Origin of the sequence: Citrobacter sp. C13, assembly GCF_014596815.2 — a bacterium.
Classification (GTDB): domain Bacteria; phylum Pseudomonadota; class Gammaproteobacteria; order Enterobacterales; family Enterobacteriaceae; genus Citrobacter; species Citrobacter portucalensis.
Genome location: NZ_CP115024.1, coordinates 1006613 through 1030659, shown reverse-complemented (window position 1 = coordinate 1030659; position 24047 = coordinate 1006613). Strand labels below are relative to the sequence as shown.

The 24047-nt window shown below is 52.0% G+C and carries 11 protein-coding genes; 6 read left to right on the top strand and 5 right to left on the bottom strand.

Translation table 11 applies throughout. The features are described from left to right. Positions 1–7 precede the first annotated feature (7 nt). Positions 8–11107, bottom strand: a complete 11100-nt coding sequence (locus tag IB222_RS04915; protein WP_188238262.1) for a retention module-containing protein — start codon at positions 11105–11107, stop codon at positions 8–10. Between the two features lie 332 nt (positions 11108–11439). Between IB222_RS04915 and IB222_RS04910 the strand changes: the two genes are divergently transcribed. The 3 genes from IB222_RS04910 (at position 11440) to IB222_RS04900 (ending at position 16425) form a co-directional block, all read left to right on the top strand. Continuing rightward, positions 11440–12783: a TolC family outer membrane protein gene (locus IB222_RS04910; protein ID WP_149384690.1), complete on the top strand. Its 1344-nt coding sequence runs from the start codon at positions 11440–11442 to the stop codon at positions 12781–12783. An 89-nt stretch (positions 12784–12872) separates the two neighbouring features. Next, on the top strand, positions 12873–15065 hold the full coding sequence (locus IB222_RS04905) for a type I secretion system permease/ATPase (RefSeq protein WP_223240873.1): 2193 nt from the start codon (positions 12873–12875) through the stop codon (positions 15063–15065). Beyond that, positions 15052–16425 carry an HlyD family type I secretion periplasmic adaptor subunit gene (locus tag IB222_RS04900; protein ID WP_149384692.1) on the top strand — a complete coding sequence of 458 codons (1374 nt, stop codon included), beginning with the start codon at positions 15052–15054 and terminating at the stop codon, positions 16423–16425. Before IB222_RS04905 ends, IB222_RS04900 begins: the two co-directional genes overlap by 14 nt. 42 nt (positions 16426–16467) lie before the next feature. Here the strand turns inward: IB222_RS04900 and IB222_RS04895 are convergent, their stop codons facing one another. Further along, positions 16468–17073 carry a helix-turn-helix domain-containing protein gene (locus tag IB222_RS04895; protein ID WP_149384693.1) on the bottom strand — a complete coding sequence of 202 codons (606 nt, stop codon included), beginning with the start codon at positions 17071–17073 and terminating at the stop codon, positions 16468–16470. A gap of 455 nt (positions 17074–17528) precedes the next feature. On the opposite strand from IB222_RS04895, the gene IB222_RS04890 reads away from it, so the two are divergent. The 3 genes from IB222_RS04890 to mutS all read left to right on the top strand — a co-directional run bounded on the left by IB222_RS04890 (position 17529) and on the right by mutS (position 21600). Continuing rightward, positions 17529–18314: a winged helix-turn-helix domain-containing protein gene (locus IB222_RS04890; RefSeq protein ID WP_149384694.1), complete on the top strand. Its 786-nt coding sequence runs from the start codon at positions 17529–17531 to the stop codon at positions 18312–18314. Then, positions 18314–18826, top strand: coding sequence for a hypothetical protein (locus IB222_RS04885; RefSeq protein ID WP_003825820.1), 513 nt, complete (start codon positions 18314–18316; stop codon positions 18824–18826). Before IB222_RS04890 ends, IB222_RS04885 begins: the two co-directional genes overlap by 1 nt. Positions 18827–19032: 206 nt before the next feature. Next, positions 19033–21600 carry a DNA mismatch repair protein MutS gene (gene mutS, locus IB222_RS04880; protein ID WP_148361533.1) on the top strand — a complete coding sequence of 856 codons (2568 nt, stop codon included), beginning with the start codon at positions 19033–19035 and terminating at the stop codon, positions 21598–21600. A 92-nt stretch (positions 21601–21692) separates the two neighbouring features. On the opposite strand, the gene IB222_RS04875 is transcribed toward mutS, so the two are convergent. The 3 genes from IB222_RS04875 to IB222_RS04865 are packed head-to-tail and all read right to left on the bottom strand — an operon-like array spanning position 21693 to position 23960. Then, on the bottom strand, positions 21693–21929 hold the full coding sequence (locus IB222_RS04875) for a non-oxidative hydroxyarylic acid decarboxylases subunit D (RefSeq protein ID WP_148361532.1): 237 nt from the start codon (positions 21927–21929) through the stop codon (positions 21693–21695). 10 nt (positions 21930–21939) lie between these two features. Then, entirely contained in the window at positions 21940–23367 is a 1428-nt protein-coding gene (locus tag IB222_RS04870) for a non-oxidative hydroxyarylic acid decarboxylases subunit C (protein WP_003825816.1), read from the bottom strand. Continuing rightward, positions 23367–23960, bottom strand: coding sequence for a non-oxidative hydroxyarylic acid decarboxylases subunit B (locus IB222_RS04865; RefSeq protein WP_063940954.1), 594 nt, complete (start codon positions 23958–23960; stop codon positions 23367–23369). The genes IB222_RS04870 and IB222_RS04865 overlap by 1 nt, the downstream gene beginning before the upstream one ends. Between the last annotated feature and the right edge of the window lie 87 nt (positions 23961–24047).

Genomic DNA, 24047 nt, shown 5'->3' with positions numbered 1-24047 from the left:
GCAATCGTTAGTGAGTGTGATTTTGATCGGGTTTGGCTATCAGGTGATCCAACGAGTAGGTCGGAGAATGCAGATCGCCGCTTGTCGGAGTCGACAGCGCGGTATCTATTCCATGCGCCACTTTTGCCGGACTGGCGATCAGGTGATGATCGCCGCCGCTTTGAATGTACTTCGCAATATCCACGCCTTCATGCAGTTCACGCGCCAGATCGCTAAGATCGACTTTTTCAAGTACGCCCTTCGCTTTATCGTCAGCGCTGAGCACCGCTGTCGCCTGGCCGTGTCCGGTCGCTGCTGGTGCGTAAGACAGAGATAATGCGTTGTCATCGAACAGGTTATGCAGCGCATGCTGCATCGCAGCATGATTCCCTTTATCCACCGAATGTCCTTTTACTGGCGCGGGATCGTCCATCGTCACGTTCAGCGTTTGCGTGTAGGGTGTGGTATTTCCGTGGTCATCATGCGCCTCTACCAATACGTTCACGCGGTTATGGCCTGCCCGGAATGCGGAAGTCTCGACCTCAATATCATAGGTCAGCCCATTATTGCCCTGATGTAGAATGGCATCATACTGATGACCATTTACCAGCGCTTTAATATGACCGCCGTCCTGTACATCACCGCTCACGCTGCCGGTAATATGCGTGACGGCATCCTGTGATTCGGCACGTGAAATATGGTTGTCCCCGGTGATTTTATCGACCACGATGCTGGCATCGGCGTGAGTATCGAGGATCAGGTTTTTGTGATCGCTCACGTCTAGCGTATTGCCCGCCGCATCACGTAACGTCGTCTTCACCTGAACGTCGTTGTTGCCTTCGTTCAGATATGCATTCGATATCGCCGCCTGGTAACCCAGCGTATGGGTCGCAGGATCGGCAACTATTGTAGCAATGGTGTCATGGCCATTAACGCTGACCGTGACCGTTCCGCTCGCCTGCGCATCGCCCGTGACCGTTCCGCGAATCACGGTATCCGTTAGCGATTCTTTCTGGTTCACAACGTTGTCGCCAGCGATACCATCAGTGATGGTAATCGTGCCGTCAGCATGCGTATCCAGCACCACGTTTTTCTGATCGTGCACCTCTAACGTGTTGCCTGCATCATCGTGTAACGTCGTTTTCACCTCAACCTTATTGTCGCCCTCATTCAGGTACGTTCCTGGAACCGCAACCTGATAAACCGTCGAGGAGCCAGGCACCAACGTAGCCTTCATATTGTTGCCGTTGATACTCACTTCAACGACATCGGTCGGGTGCGTATCGCCGGAAACCGTAAATTTAATCACCGTATCTGACTTCGATTCATTCAGGTTAACGACGTTGTCACCTGCGATGTGGTCATTAATGGTAATTGCACCGTTGGCCTGCTCATCAACAGAATAGGTATGCGTCGATGTTGCGGTGAACGGGTTTCCCGGCGCGTCATGCCCGGTAACCTTCACATCAATCGATGTGTTGGCGCGCAGAACGGCAGAATCCACGTCAATCTGATAACCCAAATCACCGTTGCTCAGCGTAATGACTTTGCCATTAACCGAAGTGCTGCCGATGGTTAAGGTCACCGGATCGTCAAGCTGCGCATCGCCGCCGACATGGCCGGTGATGGTGACCTTCTGTCCCGATAACTCCTGGTGGTTGAGAACGTTGTCCGCGGTGACGCTATCAACGCTAACGGTGCCAGAAGCCACGCGATCGACTGTGATCGTCTTATCAGTATCAATCTGCTGGCGGTTACCGGCATCATCATGGGCGACAACGTGGGCGGTAATATGCTGGTCGTGAACCAGATCAACCGTACTGGCTTCAACACGGAACACCTTATGGCCGCCGCTGTCGATCACTTTCGCCGTCAGATCCTTACCATTGACGGTGACGGTGACCAAATCACCAACCTCAACGTCACCGGTCACAGAACCGGTGATGGTGGTAGTCGGCTTCCCGGCTTCAACGTTATTCAACACGTCATCATTGGATACGGTATCCAGCACAATCGTCGCATCCACGTGATCGTCAATGACCACGGTTTTGTCATATGTCGCAGGCTGGCTATTACCTGCCGCATCATGCCCCGTCACGCTGACGTGAATGGTAGGATCAGCCTGCAGATCCGCGGTGCTGACGATCGCTTTATACCCCAACTGCCCATTCATATGCGGCAGTTCAATGACCGTCGCCTCAACCGGATTGCCATTAACAGTGATATAAACCTTATCGTTTTTGTGTACGTCACCATTTACGGTGCCGCTGACTTCGACCGTACCGGCTTTTATCTCATCAGCATTGATCACATCATCGCCGCCCACGGTATTAACCGTTACCGCAGCCGTCGCGGTGGTATCAACAGAAAACGCTTTGGTGATACTGGTGTCCTGGACGTTGCCGTGATTATCGTGGCCAGTCACCGTAGCTTCGATGGAATGGTCAGCCACCAGATCTGATGTATTGATATCAACGGTGTAGTGCTTATTCGCATCAATCGTCGCGGTATAAGTTTGACCGTTAACCTTCAGGGTCACGCTTTCCCCCTGGTGGACATCACCCGAAACAGAACCGCTCACCGCAATCGTAGGCAGCCCTGTTTCCTGTGCGTTCAGGACGTTGTCGGCGGTAATATTATCGACCGTAACGCCCGCATCGGCTTTGAGATCGACGTCAACGTGCTTTGACGTCGAGCCGGTGCCGGGATTCCCGGCAGCATCAGTGGCGCTTACCGAGGCGATAATATCCGGGGTATTACGCAGATCGTTGATGCTGACTTCCTTCGACCAAACCCATCCCGTGGCGCCTGCATTTACCACTGCGGTTAAGGTATTACCATTCACCAGCAGCGAGACTACGCTGCCGTCATGAATGCCTTCACCGCTGACCGTACCGCTAATCGTTGTTTTACCGCTTTGCGCTTCTTTGCCGTTGATCACGTCATCGCCGGCAACCTTGTCCATGGTGATATGGACCGGGTTATTGGTATCAACCTGAATGGTTTTCGGCACGCTCGAGGTGTCGCTGCCCGCAGTGTTACTAACGGTAATGGATACGTCAAACGTCGGATGCGCCTTAAGTTCAGACGAAGGAACATCAACCCGCCAGGTCATTTCCCCCGGCAGTCCCGGAATCTCACTCACTTTACCGGTGTAGTGATGGTTATTGAGGGTGACGGTCACGTCATCGCCAACGTGGGCATCGCCGGTTACCCGGCCGCGAATCGGCGTGGTCGTTTTTTGCACTTCAGCGCCGTTGAGAATGTCATCGCCCGTTACCGGATCGACCGTGAGATGGACATGCGGCTTCTGCGGCTGTGTGACGCCCGTCCCCGTTGTCGGCGGGGTGACCACTGGCGGCGTCGTGAACCCGTAAGGCGTATTGCCGATCACGGGTGTATAGTGCAACCACGGTAGATCGATAAATTTATGCTCTGTTGCTGTCGCCGTGTTGCCATGATTATCATGGGTGGTGATAGACACCAGAATATCGCCATTGTCTGCGAATTTATCGGAGCCAATATCCGCCTGATAGCCGAGTTGACCATCGGGAAGTGTAATGACTTGAGTGGTCAGGACAAATCCGTGTCCCACCGTTATGGTCACCGTATCACCTATAACCGCATCGGGAACGACATGTCCGGTTATGGCGATAAAGTCCGGCCTGCTGCCAGGAAGCAGGTTATTCGCAATAGGGTTACCTGGTGGTCGACCACTGGAGGCGGAATCAATAGTTATCCCGGCATCAGCAAGAGTATCAATCACTACCGGCATATCATCATGCCCGTGCGCAACGTTGCCTGCCGCATCTTTTGCCGTCACCTCGGCATGGATATTCGGGTCCATCAACAGATCGAGCGTTGAAACCTTGGTGCTAAATACATGCTTACCGTGGTCATCATGAACCTGCGCATAGTAGGTCTGATGGTTAATGGTCAGTTCAACCAGATCGCCCACCTTCACATCACCGCCCACGCTACCGGTCACGGTGGTCAGCGGGTTATGCGCCTCTTTGTAGTTGATCACCGCATCGTTATCATCCGTCACCAGCGGGTCGATATGGACGATAGCCTCGGCGCGATCGTCAATTGTCACCGTGCTTGTCGCATCCGCCTTCGCGGTATTGCCGTAAGGATCGGTGGTGGTAATGGTTGCCGTGATATGCGGATCGTTTTGCAGCCATTGGGTATCCACATTAATGTGATAACCCAATGTGCCCAGATTCGGCAGGTCAACCACAGTGGCATCGACATGATGACCGCCGATGGTCAAATGAACCGTATTCCCCACCTGCGCATCGCCCCCCACCGTACCACTGATGGTTGTTTTAGGCGCCTGCAGTTCAGTGCCGTTCAGAACGTCATCACCCGTCACGCGATCGATGGTGATCGCGGCAAGAGCCTGATTGTCCAGATTAACGTCATGATGCGCCACAATATGGGCATGGTTCTGCGCCGCGTCGGTGATATCCATTGACACTTCAATATGCGGGTTAGCCACCAGGTCGGACGTCGATACGACCATCTTGTAACCCAACCGATTGCCGCTAATCACTTCAACAAAACCAGGATACGAATGGCCGTTGATCGTCATCACCAGCGGATCGCCCGGATGAACCTCGCCGGTCACGGTGCCGGTGACAACGGTGGTGGTCTGATGCTGTTCGACATCATTCAGCGTGTTGTCTGGCGTAACGGAATCGATCGTAATCGTCGCATCCACGCGGGTATCAATCACTACCGTGGTCTGAGCATTGGCCGTTGCCGGGTTGCCTGCCACATCGGTGGTGCTGACGGTGGCCGTTAAATGCGGGTCAGCCAGCAGGTCGGGGGTACTGACTTTAATGCTATACCCGAGATACCCGCCCTGATCGGTGACTTTCCCGGTCAGGGTATGACCATTTACGGTAAGGTAAACGGTATCATTGACGTGTACATCACCGCCGACTCTGCCAGTCACAAAGGTAAATGGCTGGCGGGATTCATCGCCGTTAACCATATTGTCACCGGTGACAGGATCGATAGTCAGCAGCGCTTTCGCGTGCAAATCCACCGCCAAATCATGCATGGCTTCGGCTCTCTGCTGGTTGCCAGCACGGTCTACCCCAACCACCTGCGCAACGATATGCGGATCTTTCACCAGATCGCCCGTCAGCACATCCAGCTTATAGCCCAGCGCATTATTGTGCTCAGGGAGTTTCTGTACCGTTGTGTCATAGTGGTGACCATTGACGGTAACGGTCACTTTATCGCCAATATGCACATCACCAGAAACGGTACCCATCACTTCGGTAGTATGTTTTGTGGACTCGGCGCCGTTAATCATATTGTCGCCCGCCACGGTATCGATGGTTATCCCAGCCCGGGCGTAGTTATCAATATGTACTGTATGCGTCGTGGACTCGACAACTTCGTTACCCACCGCGTCATGCGACGTTACGCTAGCCTTGAAGGTGACATCTTTGTCCTGGTTGCCCTGGTTGTTGCTAAAATCTGAAGAAAGGACCGGGATTTGATACCCCAACTGACCGTTACCCAGAACGAGAACCTTACCGGTATACGTGTGACCGTTAATCTCAACGCTCACATCATCGTTAACCTGGGCATCTTTACCGACAACGCCACTAACCAACTGCCAGGTCTTATCTAACTCTAAATGGTTGAGTATGTTGTCGTCAGTCACCTTATCAATCGTAATGCTCGCCTCAGCATGCAGATCAATATGCACCATATGGTCATGCGTTACCGTTGATGGGTTGCCGTGTTCGTCAACGGTTGAGATGGAGACATGGACCTTCTGGTCACTGCCATCTTTCAAGTTATCGGTGCTGACTTCAATGCTGTAGCCCAGCGAGTGGTCAGGCAGTTCGAATACCTTGCCCTGATAGGGTTTGCCATTGAAGGTCAAGGTGACGATATCATCTTTCTGCGCATCGCCGCCGACCGACCCTGTGATGGTTGTCTTATGCAGTTCGGACTCGGCTTTACTGATAATGTCATCACCGGCGACGGTATCAATGCCGATAGAGGCGCTGGCGTTAAGATCCAACCCAACGGTACGCTCAGCGGTGGCGGTGGCTTCGTTGCCATGATTATCGGTGGTGTGAATGCTCGCGTGAATCACCGGATCGTTGACCAGATTCTGGGTATCTACCGGAATGTGATAGCCCAGGCCACCGTTAGCCAGCTTCACCACCTCACCAGAGTACGGATGACCATCAATCACCAGCTCAACGGTATCGTGCTCTTTCGCATCGCCGCTCACCGAGCCACTGATGGTGGTCTTACCGTTATTGTCCGTCGATTCCTTGATGTTGATGACGTTATCAGCCGTCACGCCATCAATGGTGATATGCGACTGCGTGTACATATCGCTACTGATGGTTTTCGTCTCTGAATGCGTGACGCTGTTCCCCGCCACATCGGTGGAGGTGACAGACACGGTTATTTGCGGATGGGTCATCAGCATATGAGTATTGACCGGGAAGCTAAAGCCCAGCCCGCCGCCCGCCAGCGTGATGACGGCACCTTGCATCACCGCAACGCCATCCAGCTTGAGGATCACCGTATCACCCACTTTCGCATCCGCGCCAGTCACGGTGCCAGTGATTGGCGTCATGCCGCCGTTAGCGGAAAACTCCTTGATATTGATAACGTTGTCGCCAGCGACAGTACCAATATGCACTTGGTTTTCGGCGTAGTTATCGATATGCACGTTGTGGCTGCTGGTCGCCGTCACTTCGTTGTCTACCGCATCATGCGAGGTAACCGTCGCCTTGATGTTGACATACTTATCCTGGTGGCCCTGGTTGTCACTGAATGCCGACGAGTTGACCGGGATTTGGTAGCCCAGCTTACCGTTACCCAGCGTGAGGACTTCACCCGTAAACTTGTAGCCATTAATTTCAAGGCTGACAACATCGTGAACTTTCGCATCACCGTCGACGGTACCGGTGATGATTTGCTTAGCCATATTCAGTTCAGCATGGTTCAGGGTGTTATCGGCAGTAACATCATCAATCGTAATCGTCGCCTCAGCGTGCAGATCGATATGCACCATATGGTCGTGCGTTACCGTTGATGGGTTACCGTGTTCGTCAACGGTTGAGATGGAGACATGGACCTTCTGGTCACTGCCATCTTTCAAGTTATCGGTGCTGACTTCAATGCTGTAGCCCAGCGAGTGGTCAGGCAGTTCGAATACCTTGCCCTGATAGGGTTTGCCATTGAAGGTCAAGGTGACGATATCATCTTTCTGCGCATCGCCGCCGACCGACCCTGTGATGGTTGTCTTATGCAGTTCGGACTCGGCTTTACTGATAATGTCATCACCGGCGACGGTATCAATGCCGATAGAGGCGCTGGCGTTAAGATCCAGCCCAACGACATGTTTCGTCACCGCCGTCATTTCGTTGCCATGATCGTCCGTGGTATGAATGCTCGCATGGATAAGCGGGTTGGCTAACAGACCCTTAGTCTCTACAGGGATATGGTAGACCAGATTGCCGTTCGCCAGCTTCTCCACTTCCCCCGAATAGTGTTGACCATTAATCACCAACTGAACGGTGTCATGCTCTTTTGCATCTCCGCTCACCGTGCCACTGATGGTGGTCTTGCCGTGATTGTCCGTCGATTCCTTGATGTTGATAAAGTTATCAGCCGTCACGTCATCAATGGTGATATACGACTGTGTATACAGATCGGCGCTGATGGTTTTGGTTTCAGAATGCGTGATGCTGTTCCCTGCCGGATCCGTAGAGGTAACAGAAACCGTAAATTCCGGATGAGTTACCAGCTTATGGCTATTTACCGGGATGCTATAGCCCAGTCCACCGCCCGCCAGCGCGATAACCACACTGTGAATCACCTCGCCGCCCTTCAGTGCCAGGGTAACCGCATCCCCCACCTTCGCATCCACGCCGGTTACGGTACCGGTGATCTGCGTAAAGCCGCCGTTCGCGGAAAACTCCTTAATATTAATAAGGTCATCACCCGCGACGGTATCAATATGCACCTGGTTTACCGCAAAGTTGTCGATATGCACGTCGTGGTCGCTGATCGCCGTCACTTCGTTGCCTACCGCATCATACGAGACAACCGTCGCCCTGATGTTGACATATTTATCCTGGTCGCCCTGGTTGTCGCTGAAGGCCGACGGGTCGACCGGGATTTGGTAGCCCAGTTTGCCGTTATTCAGCGTAATGACTTCACCCGTAAACGTGCGGCCATTGATCTCAAGCCTGACAACATCGTGAACTTTCGCATCCCCGCCGACGGTGCCGGAGATGATTTGCTGAGCCATATTCAGTTCGCTATGGTTCAGGGTGTTATCGGCAGTCACATCATCAACCGTAATGGTTGCCTCAGCGTGCAGATCGATATGCACCGCATGCTCGGCTGTTGCCGTTGCTGGGTTGCCGTGTTTGTCAACGGTTGAGATGGAGACATAAACCTTCTGGTCGCTGCCATCCTGCAGGTTGTCGGTGCTGACAGGAATGCTATAGCCCAGAGAGCCATCAGGCCGTTCAAATACCGTGCCATGATAGGTTTGGCCATTGAAGGTTAAGGTGACGTCATTGCCTTTATGCGCGTCGCCGCCGACCGGCCCGGTGATGGTGGTGGTATGCAGATCGGACTCTGCCTTACTGATAATGTCATCGCCTGCAACGGTATCGATCTCGATAATGGCGCTGGCGTCCAGATCCAGCCCAACGTGGTGTTTCGTCACCGCCGTCATTTCGTTGCCATGCTCGTCCGTGGTATGGATGCTGGCATGAATCACCGGGTTGTTGACCAGGTTCTGGGTATCCACCGGGATATGGTAGACCAGATTGCCGTTCGCCAGCTTCTCCACTTCCCCCGAATAGTGTTGACCATTAATCACCAGCTGAACGGTGTCATGCTCTTTTGCATCTCCGCTCACCGTGCCACTGATGGTGGTCTTGCCGTGATTGTCCGTCGATTCCTTGATGTTGATAAAGTTATCAGCCGTCACGTCATCAATGGTGATATACGACTGTGTATACAGATCGGCGCTGATGGTTTTGGTTTCAGAATGCGTGATGCTGTTCCCTGCCGGATCCGTAGAGGTAACAGAAACCGTAAATTCCGGATGAGTTACCAGCTTATGGCTATTTACCGGGATGCTATAGCCCAGTCCACCGCCCGCCAGCGCGATAACCACACTGTGAATCACCTCGCCGCCCTTCAGCGCCAGGGTAACCGCATCCCCCACCTTCGCATCCACGCCGGCCACGGTACCGGTAATTTGCATGATCCCGCCGTCGGCTAAAAATTCCTTAATATTAATAAGGTCATCACCCGCGACGGTATCGATATGTACCGTGTTTTCCGCGAAGTTGTCGACATGCACGCTGTGGGTGTCGGTGGCAATCGCCAGATTGCCCACCGCATCGTGAGAGGTGACCGTTACCTTCACGTCCATATAACCATCGACTTTTGCAACGTTGTTGGCAAAATCGGCTGCGTTCACCGCAATACGATAGCCCAGCGTGCTATTGCCGAGATCGATGATCTGACCGTTATACTGGTGGCCATTGATCTCTACCAGTACCGGGTCGCCCGCTTTCGCGTCTTCTCCGCTGACGGTTCCGGAAATCACCTGGTTACGCATATACAGCTCAGCACGATTCAGGGTGTTATCTGTCGTGACATCATCAATCGTGAGGGCGTTATGTGCCTGGGTATCCAGCACCACGGTGCGGTGCGTCACAGCAGTGGCTTCATTACCTACTGCGTCATGGCTTACCAGCGTCACCTGCACATCGTTAGCCCCCTCTTTGAGAGTTGCGGAAGGCACAACGATTTCATAGCGTAGCTGGCCATGATCGTCGAAAACCGTGCCTTGAAACGCTTTGCCCTGAATGGTCAACGTGACCGGATCACCCACTTTCGCATCACCGCTGGCAATGCCAGAAATAGTGGTCGGCATACGAGACTCATTAGCGTTGACGACATCATCATTCGCCACCGTTTCAATAGTCACGGCATTTTGTGCATACAGGTCGTTATCGACATGATGATCCGTGGAAACAATGGTGGTGTTTCCTGCGTCGTCAGTAGAAGTTAATGTGGCGTGAATATTCGGGTCATTCAGTAACCCCTGAGTCAGTACCGGGATGGTATAAGTCAGAGTCCCATTACCGGGGTCGGTAACAACGCCGGTATATTCGTTACCATCAACCAATAAAGTAACGATATCGCCGGGTTTAGCATCGCCGCCGACCGACCCGTGGATCAGCGTTTGCGGCTGACGTGACTCTTCGTAGTTAATGATGTTATCCGGCGTGACGTTATCAACGGTAATGTCGATGTTTGGTCCGGTAATATCAATCAGTGCATGGTCAAAACTTTCTGCCGTTCGTCCCGTCACATCGGTCGCGATTGCCACCACTGTTACATTTCCCGGAACCAGTCCCCCCAGATCGGTATCAATATTCCAGTGCCCGTTGCTCACCGGAACAGTAACGGTAAATGTGTTTTTTTGGCTATCGGTGAAGGTGAGTGTGATGTGATTTTGATTACTGGTGCCGCTTAAATGGGTCTGATGGAATTCGCTTTTGTTAATGAAACCGTCGTTGCCGGCAAACTCGGTAATTTGTACCTCAGGCGGGAAAACACTCGCGGAACCTGCGGTAACTCCCCCTATCGGCAGATTGATATCCCAGTTCGGGCTTCCCAGACCTTTGGTGTTAAAACCTGCTGTCGGATCAACCACCTGCCCGGTCAATTCAAGCTGAACCAGAGTGTGCCCCCCGCCGCCACCTTCTAATGTTACCGGTGCTTCATTACCCGCCGCGGTGGCTTCCAGCACCTGCGTCGGGTCAGCGCCATCGGCAATGGCCTTTTGTGCGGCGGCAATATCCTGAGCACTACTTTCCGGATGATGGCTAACCTGTAGCCCATGCTCACCCCAATGGCTATTACGGCCTATATCCAGCGTTTTTCCGTCTGGTAAAGAGATACTTACCGCGCCGCTGGCACCGGTCACAATTTCTTCACCGCTATATACCCTGTCGCCTTCATGAACCAGTCGTTGTGCACCATTGGCATCAACTACGTAAACCTGTCCAATAATTGCTTTGATCACACCGAGTAATTTGCTCACCGTAACCTCACTTAATTACCATCATTATTTTTATAAACTCGTTAATATATTAACGAACAAATATCACATTCAATTAATGTAAACATTAATATCTCAATGTAGAAAAAAACACATTTTATAGAATGCAATTACATGAGACTTGACTGGCAAATGAATATAATAAAAAATAACCAAAAATAAAACACGATGTGACAAAACATGTCGCTGAATAGCTGATTACAGGCTTCAATTAAGATAATTCACATTTGTTAATTAATATAACGTGTTTGTAAAAATGGATGATAGCGATGACAACTGGATGTCATAACCGTGAGATATAGGGCATTCATGTCATGAAGAAGCTTTTAGTTTTTCTGCTTTCATGTTTTTCAATAAATGCAGTAAATGCAGAAGACTTACAAAATACAGTTAAAGATGCATTAGCCAATCATCCTGAAGTTAATGCTGCAATTAATAACCGTTTTTCCTCAGAGCAAGATCTGCGGGCCGCACAAGGTGGTTATTTACCATCACTAAATTTAAACGCAGAGGCCGGGCGCAAAAATGTTGATGATGCAACTACCCGCGCGACTGGTCGCAATAACGGCCTGACTCAGTCCCCTAACGAGGCGACTATCAGCCTTGAGCAAAATGTGTTTAACGGCTTTGCGACCAACAGCGAAGTGGCACGACAAAAAGCGACCGTAGACTCACGCGCTTACAGCGTGATGAACACCAGCGAAAGCACCGCTTATGCGGTGATTCAGGCCTATTTCGACGTGCTGCAACGCGAAGAGTTTGTGCGCCTTGCTGAAGACGATCTGGCGAACCACGAACGCATTTACGACCAGATAAAACTGCGTACCGATCAGGGCGTTGGGCGCTCCGGGGACTTTATGCAGGCCGAAGCGCGTCTGGCACAGGCGCGTAACAACCTGTTGACCGAGCAGACTAACCTTGAAGACGCGAAAACTACCTTTGTCAGCGTGACGGGCATGGATCCGCAGGGTTTAAGCCAGCCAGAGAGCATTGACTCTCAGCTGCCAACCTCGCTGGAAGATGCCAAAAGTCGGATGGAAAAAAATAATCCATTACTGAAGTCTGCCAATGCGGATATCGAAGCTGCGCACCAGCAGTATGAAGCGTCGAAATCAACCTTCTATCCACGTGTGGACGTTGAGCTTTCACGCGGAATTAGCAACAACACCGATACCACCCGCGCACACACCGAAGAGTGGGAAGCGATGGTCAAACTGCATTACAACCTGTACCAGGGCGGCAGCGACAAAGCCAACATGAACTCCCGTGCTTATCTGCACAAGCAGGCTCAGGATGTACGTAATAACACGCTGCGCCAGCTGAATCAGGAGCTGCGCCTGGCCTGGACCGCACTGCAAAACGCACGCGCTCAGCTTCCTTCGGCGGAAGAATACGCCGACCGCAGCGTCAAAGTGCGCACGGCTTATCAGGATCAATTTAGTCTTGGCGAGCGTACACTGCTGGATTTACTCGATAGTGAAAATGAAGTGTTCTCCTCAAAACGCCGTCTTGTTGAATTACGTTATCTGGCCATGACCAGTGGCTATCGTATTAGCGAACGCACCGGTGAATTAATGAATATTCTAAAAATTACACCTCCGCCATCGGGGCAACCGGTAGATTCAGCAGAAGAAAATAGCTTACCGGAACTTCATTAATAATTATTAATCCCCAATAAATCTCTGACCTGCACGCTTATAATTAGCTTGCTATTATTTAACCGTGCTCGGTCAGAATGGTTGCGAAAATGAGTGCACAAGCCGAATTATTAAATGACGTCCCTGAGAATCACGCTCGTCCTAATTCTCAACATCACGACCCACGTAGCCATAATGACGACCCGTTATTAGATAGCTTACTGATTCTGTGTTCTCTGCACGGTAAACCGGCGAGTCGTTCAACATTAAGCAGTGGCCTGCCATTAGAAAACGATCGGCTCACGCTAAATATATTTCCACGCGCGGCGGCAAGGGCCGGTTTAAAGGCGCGAGTCGTCACGCGCACGCTCGATAAAATTCCGGCAATGTCTCTGCCTGCTGTCTTGTTATTGAACGCAGGGGGAACCGGGGTGTTGTTGGCATGGAACGATGACGGCAGCGCCCGCTTTATGCCCAGCGAAAGCGAAGGTGGGGAAATTTGCGTTGATGCCGCCACGCTTGAGCAAAACTATGCGGGGAAAGTCATTTTTGCGCATCCGCGCCACGAATTCGATTTGCAGGCAGAGGCCTTTTTGCCGCGTACCAAATCCTGGTTTAAAGACACGCTGAAGCTGTCACGTTTTCTGTATATGGATGCGGTATTGGCCAGTCTGTTAATCAACCTGATTGCGCTCGGCACACCGCTCTTTACCATGAATGTGTATGACCGCGTCGTGCCAAACCAGGCAACGGTCACACTATGGGTGTTGGCAGTCGGCATCTGCCTGGCTTTTGTCTTTGATCTGATTTTAAAAATGCTGCGCGGTATCTGCCTTGATATTGCAGGTAAGAAAAGCGATCTCATCATCTCTTCAACCCTGTTTGAGCGCATTGTCGGTATGGAGATGAAAGAGCGCCCGGCACGCGTGGGCAGCTTTGCACAAAACATTCACGAGTTTCAGTCGCTGCGTGATTTCCTCTCATCACTCACTCTGACGACAATTATCGATTTGCCCTTCACCCTGTTACTGCTGATTGTTATTGGCATTATCGGCGGCGCGCTGGCATGGATCCCGGTACTGACATTACCGATTGCCCTGTTGTGCAGTTGGGCACTACAAAAACCGGTCAACGCTGCTGTGGCAAAAACCATGAGCCTCGCCAGCGAACGCCAGGCGCTACTGATTGAAACCCTGAGCAGTCTGGATGCCATCAAAGTGAATAATGCCCAGAGCGAACGCCAGTTCCAGTGGGAACAAACGCTGGGTAGCCTGAGCCGTCTCGAACTGCGGGTGAAAACCTTGTCCAGCCTGGCGAGCAATCTCACCGGCTGGTTCCAGCAAATTTCAGGCGTGGTGATGATCATCGTCGGGGTGTACATGATTATCGACGGCAAACTGAGTATGGGTGGCTTGATCGCCTGCTACATGCTCAACGGTCGGGCACTCATGCCGCTGGGCCAGCTCACCGGCCTTATCGCCCGCTATCAGCAGGCGAAGCTGACCATCAAAAATACTGAGAAAATGATGTCGCTGGCGCAGGAGCGCCGTGCGGATGAAAATCCACTCAAGCGTGAACAGTTACAGGGCAGCATTGAATTTCGCGATGTGGATTTCAGCTATCCGGAGCAACAAAACCTGTCGCTGCACAAAATTAACCTGACCATTCAGCCCGGTGAGCGCATCGGCATTATCGGGCGCAGCGGTTCCGGTAAAAGTTCACTGAGTAAACTTATCGTCAATTTATACCAGCCGAGCGCCGGGAACCTGCTGATCGACGGTATCGACTCTCGTCAGCTGGATGTGAACGATCTGCGCCACAGCATCGGCTACGTGCCGCAGGACATCCAGCTATTCAACGGCACGCTGCGCGATAACCTGCTGTGCGGAGCGCGCTATGTCGATGACGAAACCATGCTGCGAGCGGCAGAACTGGCTGGCGTCAACGAATTCGCACGCCTGCATCCCGACGGCTATAACCTGCAGGTCGGCGAACGCGGCTCCCAGCTTTCCGGTGGGCAACGGCAGGCGGTGGCGCTCGCGCGCGCACTGTTGCTTGATCCCCCTCTCCTGCTACTGGATGAACCCACCAGTTCGATGGACAACACCAGCGAAGAGAAGATCAAACACGCACTGGCCCCCTGCATTGCGGGAAAAACGTTATTACTGGTCACGCACCGCGCTTCCATGCTGTCGCTGGTTGACCGTCTGATTATTGTTGATAAAGGTCGCATCATCGCAGACGGTCCGAAAGGGGTAGTGATGGATGCGTTGAAAAAGGGGAAAATTAATGCGTCTCGCTGATCTCCTGACTCGTGCCCGCAGCTATATGCAGCACTATTTTCGCGGTCGTGATGAAAATCAAACTGACAGTATTAATGAAGTTAGCCAGGCCATAATTGATGACGCCCCAAGAGTGATACGACTGACGCTGTGGGTGATCCTCGCGCTGGTGCTGCTGTCCTTCATCTGGGCTGGTTTTGCAAAAATTGATGAAGTGACACGCGGTGAAGGCAAAGCGATCCCTTCATCAAAACTGCAAAAAATCCAGAACCTGGAAGGGGGGATTGTTACCGAGCTATATGTGCATGAAGGGCAAATCGTTAACGCCGGAACCCCATTACTGCACCTCGATGACACGCGCTTCGCCTCCAACGTTGGCGAAACTGAAGCCGACAAACTCGGTCTGCGCGCCAAGGTAGAACGCCTGACGGCGGAAGTTGAAAACCGGGACTTTGTGATTTCACCCGAGATAGCCAGCCAGGCGCCGGATGTCGCCCGGGGAGAAACCGAGCTGTACAACAGCCGCCGGGAACAATTTCACAACGAAATTTCCGGGCTTGAAGAACAACTGGTGCAGAAAAAACAGGAGCTGCGCGACTTTGAGTCAAAGGAGGATCAGTTTAAGCACAGCCTCGGGTTAATCCGTCAGGAAATCAAAATGTCCGAGCCGCTGCTCGCTTCAGGTGCCATTTCAAAAGTCGAACTGCTGCGCCTGCGTCGTACCGAAGTGGAAACCGCCGGGCAGCTCAATTCTATTAGCCTGTCGCTGCCCAAGGCCACGTCAGAAATTAAAGAGATTGAGAATAAAATCGGTGAAAGCCGTGGCCGTTTCCAGAGCGATGCGCTGGCCCAACTCAATGAAGCTCGCACCAATCTGAGTAAAACCCAGGCAAGCGTTAAAGCACTGGAGGATCGGGTGAACCGTACCATGGTCACCTCACCGGTGCGGGGTATCGTCCAGCAGGTGATGGTGAATACTATCGGCGGCGTCATTCAACCGGGCAGCGATCTAGTGGAAATCGTTCCGCTGGATGACAAACTGTTAATCGAAGCCAAAATCCAGCCGCGCGATATCGCCTTCCTCCATCCGGGTCAACATGCGATGGTGAAATTTACCGCTTACGATTACACCATCTATGGCGGTCTGCAAGGCGAAGTAGTGCAGATAAGCCCAGACACCGTTACCGATAAGCAGGGCCGCAGCTTTTATATTGTGCGTTTGCAGACGGATAAAAATTATCTGGGAACAAAAGAGCATCCGATGCTGATCATTCCCGGCATGGTGGCGAGCGTCGATATTCTCACCGGCAAGAAAACGATTCTGAGCTACCTGTTAAAACCGATTATTCGCGCACGCGCGGAAGCACTCAGAGAACGTTGATAGGTTGCGCTCCCTTACATTTTTGCCGGGGAGCGCATGAGTTTATAACGGCGTGCAAAAAGAGAGCTTTCCACGATTCAGGATGATTTTCCCGTCATTAACCAGCTCCTGTAACACCTTATGGATGGCGCTACGCGAGATATGGTTACGGGTCAAAATAAAAGTATACACGGACGTTTTCTCACGAACCCCTGGCTCCATTGCCCAGATATATTTCACGTGTTCAATAATCTGCTCACGTATAGTGCGGTGCGACTGCAACGCCTCACGCTGGAAATAACGTTGAAGATGATGCGTTAAGATATCAAACGCCTGCTTCCATAAGTTTCTGGTCGTAAACAGGTGATCGGCATTTTGGACGCTCATCGCCCACATTTCACAATCAGTATCACAACGTAAATAGTGACCAGCCACTTCCGTACGCATTTGTGGCAGGCCGAGAATAGCAGGTGCAGAAATACTCACGGTCACTAAATCGTTTTCCACACGATAAACAGAGACAGTCCCTTTCTCCAGAAATAGAATATGTCCATCGGTCTTCAAATCAATACGCTGACGTTTTTTACGTAACGATAGCCAGGCATTATCCGACTTCTTCATTTCATCGCCAACGAGCACTACAGCATTTTCAATTTCTTTCTGGAACATGGGACTCTCTACCGCAAATTATGGCTTAGTCAAAAAGATGGTTAAATTTACTCAGCACTAAAAATAAATGTCAGCTCGCAAACAAGCTGACATTTATTCCCATCTACATCTACCACCGGCATTCCCTGGTGCCATTGACGCGTTAAGGTTCATGCTGTTTTCGCGTGGTGGTGCCAGGCAGTATATGGCGCTGTCCATAAAGAATTAATGGCAATCATCTTTGTCGACATTTTTTCATCTTTCTGTTCTTTGCAGAGTAGCCAAAAAGATACAATTAATTGATCTTAATGGGTTTTATTTTCATTAAAAAGTTATCATTCTTGTTATATCATGATACCAAATTGCAACACTTCGCGGTTCTCGCTGTGGAATCAGGTCCATGCTGGTGGTCTTTATAGGCTCAGTGGTATCATGACTAAACAACCACCAGACGCATCATCAAGAGTAGAGACAATATGTCTGAGACTGGCAATGTCAGTTATCTGATTGAAAATAGAATAATATTTACGCCAGCCACACAATGTCTGGCGCGGGTAGATCACCCCAATCAGCGGATAAAACTCAAACACTCAGCGTCGTTATGTCTTTTATTACTTATTCAACATCGCGGGCAAGTGGTTTCTCAAAACGAATTACTGGAATTCGGTTGGGGTAAAAATCACCGCCAGGTGAGTTTCAACGCCTTTTATCAAAGCATTCTCTCGTTGCGTAAAAGCTTGCAGCAGCTGGAGCTTGAACAACCGCTGATCACAACGATCCCCCGCAAAGGGCTGATCATTCAAGAAGAGTTTGATATTCAGGTCATTGAAACACCGGAGGAGAACTCTGCTTCTGCGGAAGAATCCTTAGCGCCAGATGCCACCATTGAGGAATTTTTGGCTGACACACCGCGTCAACCTTTGATAACGGCTGCAGAAACAGTAATGTTGGCACTTACCCTGATAATTTGTGTGCTTATATTATATCCGTGGCAAGCCAGCGATGATTATTTCTCCGGCTATATCACTGCGGATAAAGCACCCACTGACTGTCAGTATTATTTCAATAACGATGCCAATAATTTCTCCCGGCATACCGCGTTTATCGACAAAAACCCAGGACTGTGTCAGAGCCATAAATTTATCTATATCACGACCTATCCTGAGTCTAAGAAACTGTCCGTGCTGGTGTGTCGCTCACCGATAAAAGCCAGGCAAGAAAATGCCTGTCAGTCGGTATATTATCCACGGTATGATAGCTAATGAACTTATATCCCCGAACGTCCCGCATCCAGACAGGTATTATCCTGCTGCTTTGTTTTGCTGCGCTTATTCTTACTGTCGTCTATCGGTACAGTAAGAACAATGGCGAGTTACATGATCTCACTTGCCGCTCTGCCATCGAAATTGTACGCAATACAAGCTCGTTCCGAGGGATTATTGATATTAAAACCGGGGGCAGTAAAGGTATTGTGAATATTGATGGTATTATCAAAGATGCCGAAAATAATGAGCAAACCGTGCAACGCATGGTACTTTTTACACAATCCAGCTACGGCTCAAGCCCGGTTTGGATTTCACAGAAAATCCAAATTTCCAATCGCGAAACGGCTCCCGCCAGCCTTATTCAGGAACTCCTCCCCGACTTTTTCCTAACCAACACCAGCGTATCCAACGTCGATTTTTTTGCGCTGAACAGCGCGACATACCTGATTACCAAAGAGGGGATCCCCTATCTGTACTGCCAGAATTATGCTTTGCCGGAAAATGAATAATCAATAAGCGTTCTGGCGGCAAAACCTACGGATGAATCTCAGTCGTTGTCGGTGATAAGATAGACCATTCAGGTCGAGCCAACGCTCGTCGTTACTGCCCATCAGGCGGCTTTCGAATGACAAATTTGTGGGTTTATGTGAGTTTCCAGGGGCTCACGTGAGACTGCCCTGGTCCCCAAAAAGATTAAAAAAAGAGCAAAAGCGATATGAAAGAGTCACTTGATACGGACTTCACGAACCACACCCCAATGATGCAGCAGTATCTCAAGCTGAAAGCCCAGCACCCGGAGATACTGTTGTTTTACCGCATGGGCGACTTTTACGAACTGTTTTATGACGATGCGAAACGTGCGTCTCAGTTGCTTGATATCTCCCTGACCAAACGCGGCGCGTCTGCGGGCGAGCCTATCCCGATGGCGGGCATTCCTCACCATGCGGTAGAAAACTACCTCGCTAAGCTGGTCAACCAGGGTGAGTCCGTTGCTATTTGTGAGCAGATTGGCGATCCGGCGACCAGCAAAGGTCCGGTTGAGCGCAAAGTAGTGCGTATCGTCACGCCAGGTACCATCAGTGATGAAGCGCTGTTGCAGGAACGCCAGGACAACCTGCTGGCCGCTATCTGGCAGGACAGTAAAGGTTACGGCTACGCCACGCTGGATATCAGCTCCGGGCGTTTTCGCGTCAGCGAACCTGCCGACCGCGAGACGATGGCTGCAGAATTGCAGCGCACCAATCCCGCTGAACTGCTGTATGCCGAAGATTTCGCTGAAACCTCACTGATTGAGGGACGTCGCGGATTACGTCGTCGTCCACTATGGGAATTTGAAATCGATACTGCTCGCCAGCAGCTAAACTTGCAGTTTGGCACGCGGGATCTGATTGGTTTTGGCGTGGAAAACGCCCCGCGTGGATTATGCGCGGCTGGCTGCCTGCTGCAATACGTAAAAGATACCCAGCGTACCTCGCTGCCGCATATTCGTTCCATCACCATGGAACGTCAGCAGGACAGCATCATTATGGATGCCGCCACGCGCCGCAATCTGGAAATTACCCAGAACCTGGCAGGCGGCTTTGAAAACACGCTGGCTTCGGTACTCGACTGCACCGTGACGCCGATGGGCAGCCGTATGCTCAAGCGCTGGCTGCATATGCCGGTCCGCGACACCAAAGTCCTCACTGAGCGCCAACAGACCATCGGCGCGCTACAGGATTCCACCAGTGAATTGCAACCCGTGCTGCGTCAGGTCGGCGATCTTGAACGTATCCTGGCGCGCCTGGCCCTGCGTACTGCGCGCCCGCGCGATCTGGCCCGTATGCGTCATGCCTTCCAGCAATTACCGGAACTGCGCGCGCAACTGGAAAGCGTAGACAGTGCCCCCGTACAGATGCTGCGCGAGAAAATGGGTGAGTTTGCTGACCTGCGTGAACTGCTGGAACGTGCCGTAGTGGAAGCTCCACCTGTGCTGGTTCGCGACGGTGGCGTCATCGCCCCGGGCTATAACGAAGAACTGGACGAGTGGCGAGCGCTGGCTGATGGCGCAACTGACTATCTGGACAGACTGGAAATCCGTGAGCGCGAGCGCACCGGCCTTGATACGCTGAAGGTTGGATTTAACGCCGTTCACGGCTACTACATTCAGATCAGTCGCGGGCAAAGTCATCTGGCGCCGATTAACTATGTGCGTCGCCAGACGCTGAAAAACGCCGAACGCTACATTATTCCGGAGCTGAAAGAGTACGAAGACAAAGTTCTGACATCAAAAGGCAAAGCGCTGGCGCTGGAAAAACAGTTGTACGATGAGCTGTTCGACATGCTGCTGCCGCACCTGGCTGATTTGCAACAAAGCGCCAGCGCGCTGGCAGAACTGGACGTACTGGTCAACCTTGCGGAACGCGCTTATACCCTGAATTACACCTGCCCGACCTTCACCGACAAGCCTGGTATTCGTATTACCGAGGGACGTCATCCGGTGGTTGAACAGGTGCTGACCGAGCCGTTTATCGCCAACCCGCTTAACCTCTCGCCTCAGCGACGGATGCTGATCATCACCGGCCCGAATATGGGGGGTAAAAGTACCTATATGCGCCAGACTGCGTTAATTGCGCTGCTGGCCTACATCGGCAGCTACGTTCCGGCGCAGAAAGTGGAAATAGGCCCGATCGATCGGATCTTTACTCGCGTCGGTGCGGCGGATGATCTGGCCTCCGGTCGTTCTACCTTCATGGTAGAAATGACTGAAACCGCCAACATTCTGCATAATGCCACCGAGAACAGCCTGGTGCTGATGGATGAGATTGGACGCGGCACCTCCACCTACGACGGCCTGTCGCTGGCGTGGGCGTGCGCGGAAAACCTGGCTAATAAAATCAAAGCATTAACCTTGTTTGCCACCCACTATTTCGAACTGACTCAGTTACCGGAGAAAATGGAGGGCGTCGCGAATGTGCATCTGGATGCGTTAGAGCACGGCGATACCATCGCCTTCATGCACAGCGTACAGGATGGTGCGGCAAGCAAGAGCTATGGTCTGGCGGTAGCTGCCCTGGCAGGTGTACCAAAAGAGGTTATTAAACGCGCGCGGCAAAAACTGCGCGAACTGGAAAGCATCGCGCCGAATGTTGCTGCGACTCAGGTCGATGGCACACAGATGTCGCTACTGTCAGCTCCGGAAGAAACGTCGCCCGCCGTTGAAGCCCTGGAAAACCTCGACCCGGATTCGCTAACGCCTCGTCAGGCGCTGGAGTGGATCTACCGGTTGAAGAGTCTGGTGTAACGCCGTAATGCCCGATAGTGATACGCTTATCGGGCCTGCAAAATATCGCTATATGTAGGCCGGGTAAGGCGAAGCCGCACCCGGCGTGTTGATTAGCGCTTATCTTCTGCCAGCAGCGGTGGAATACTCGGCACCATCGGTGCGTCATCAATATCCTTCTGCGTCATGCGAAACGCTTGCGGGTAGTGCTCGCGGCAGGTACGGCGTAGAGGCTCAGTATCACGCCAGGTGTATAGACAATGCTGGCACTGATATACCGTCCAGACACCTTTTACTGGCGAGCTTGCCATCACTTCAATATGTTCATCGGCACAACGTGGACAAATCATCTGCTACTCCTTATTTACGGTTGGCCAGCATGGCGGTCAGTTTTTCTGCCCAGGCTTTCGTTTCCGGTAAATCGCATACCGGCTGGCTGTAGTGCCCACGGTTATCCGGCGCAACCGGCGTAGTCGCATCAATAATTAACTTGTCGGTAATCCCCGCCGGACTGGAACCCGGATCAAGCTCCAGCACCGACATATTCGGCAATTGCACCAGATCGCCCGCCGGATTGACCTTCGAAGACAGCGCCCACATCACCTGCGGCAGGTTGAACGGATCAACATCCTCATCAACCATAATCACCATTTTCACGTAACCCAGGCCATGCGGCGTCGTCATTGCGCGCAGCCCCACCGCGCGGGCAAAGCCGCCGTAGCGTTTTTTGGTGGAGATAATCGCCAGCAAACCGTGGGTATACATGGCATTCACCGCCTGCACTTCCGGAAATTCGGCTTTCAGCTGTTGATAAAGCGGTACGCAGGTTGCCGGACCCATCAGGTAGTCAATCTCCGTCCACGGCATCCCCAAATATAACGATTCAAAAATCGGTTTGGTGCGATAAGAGACTTTATCGATACGCACGACCGTCATATTACGTCCACCGGAATAGTGCCCGGTAAACTCGCCAAACGGCCCTTCGATTTCACGCTTACGGCTTTCAATGACCCCTTCGAGGATCACTTCTGAACCCCATGGCACGTCAAAGCCGGTGAGCGGCGCGGTAGCGATCGGATACGGACTTTCACGCAGCGCTCCCGCCATTTCGTATTCCGACTGATCGTACTTCAGCGGCGTGGCCCCCATGAGGGTAATGATCGGATCGTTACCCAGCGTGATGGCAATCGGCAGATCTTCACCGCGCTCTTCGGCTTTATGCAGGTGCAGCGCGATATCATGCATCGGTACCGGCTGCAGGCCAAGCTTGCGTTTGCCCTTCACTTCCATACGATAAATGCCGACATTCTGTTTACCGAAGTTGTCCGGATCCAGCGGATCGCGCGACACCACGCAGGCTTTATCAAGATAGAAACCGCCGTCGCCATCGTTCAGGCGAAACAGCGGCAGAATATCAAACAGGTTGATCTCATCACCATCAACACAGTTTTCAGCCCATGCCGGATTGGCGCGACGCTCCGGCGTAACCGGAAATTTATCCCAACGGCGAATAAACTCATCAATCTGTTTTTTCACCGGGGTATTTGGCGGCAGGCCTAAAGAGATGGCGTGATTCTGCCACGAACCAATAGTGTTCATCGCCACGCGGGCATCGGTAAAACCACGAATATTGTCAAACCACAGCGCTGGCGCACCATCACCAATGCGTCCGGTCGCATTGGCTGCCGCAGCCAGATCCGGCTCGGCGTTAACTTCTTCACTGATTTTCAGCAATTGCCCCTGGTCATCCAGCGCTTGTAAAAAGCTGCGCAAATCATCAAATGCCATTATTCATTCTCCTGTGAAAAATTCTGCGCCTGCCGTAAACCCTGCCAGCGACGGGCGTTGGGGTGTTCCAGACCAAACTGATCGAGCACACGCGCAACGATATGCTGCGTAATGTCATCGACCGTTTGCGGGTGGTTGTAATACGCGGGCATCGGCGGGACCATCGCCACGCCCATGCGGGAAAGCGCGAGCATGTTTTCCAGATGAATCGTGCTAAGCGGCATTTCACGCGGTACCAGAACCAGCTTGCGCCCTTCTTTCAGCACCACATCAGCAGCGCGACCCACCAGCCCTTCCGCGTAGCCTGCACGAATACCGGCCAGGGTTTTCATACTGCAGGGGATAATGATCATGCCGTCAGTGCGAAACGATCCAGAGGAGATGGTCGCCGCCTGATCCGCCGGGTTGTGGCAATAATCGGCCAACGCAGACACATCACGGACGCTGTGCGGCGTTTCCAGTTCAATAGTGGTTTTGGCCCACTTTGACAGCACCAGATGGGTTTCCACTTCGGGCATTTCCCGCAACGCCTGCAATAGCGACACGCCAAGCGGTGCGCCGGTTGCCCCGGTCATTCCGACAATTAATCTCATTTAGTTTCTCAATTTTTGTTCGTGTACGAACATTTTGATTAAAATACTCTCACATAACATTTCGGGCAAGGCCATCGCGCACAGATC

Bases quoted from the DNA above. Each gene is read 5' to 3' on its own strand.
- IB222_RS04910 (WP_149384690.1), top strand. From the start codon at position 11,440: ATGAAGAAGCTTTTAGTTTTTCTGCTTTCATGTTTTTCAATAAATGCA.
- IB222_RS04905 (WP_223240873.1), top strand. From the start codon at position 12,873: ATGAGTGCACAAGCCGAATTATTAAATGACGTCCCTGAGAATCACGCT.
- IB222_RS04900 (WP_149384692.1), top strand. From the start codon at position 15,052: ATGCGTCTCGCTGATCTCCTGACTCGTGCCCGCAGCTATATGCAGCAC.
- IB222_RS04895 (WP_149384693.1), bottom strand. From the start codon at position 17,073: ATGTTCCAGAAAGAAATTGAAAATGCTGTAGTGCTCGTTGGCGATGAA.
- IB222_RS04890 (WP_149384694.1), top strand. From the start codon at position 17,529: ATGTCTGAGACTGGCAATGTCAGTTATCTGATTGAAAATAGAATAATA.
- IB222_RS04885 (WP_003825820.1), top strand. From the start codon at position 18,314: ATGAACTTATATCCCCGAACGTCCCGCATCCAGACAGGTATTATCCTG.
- mutS (WP_148361533.1), top strand. From the start codon at position 19,033: ATGAAAGAGTCACTTGATACGGACTTCACGAACCACACCCCAATGATG.
- IB222_RS04875 (WP_148361532.1), bottom strand. From the start codon at position 21,929: ATGATTTGTCCACGTTGTGCCGATGAACATATTGAAGTGATGGCAAGC.
- IB222_RS04870 (WP_003825816.1), bottom strand. From the start codon at position 23,367: ATGGCATTTGATGATTTGCGCAGCTTTTTACAAGCGCTGGATGACCAG.
- IB222_RS04865 (WP_063940954.1), bottom strand. From the start codon at position 23,960: ATGAGATTAATTGTCGGAATGACCGGGGCAACCGGCGCACCGCTTGGC.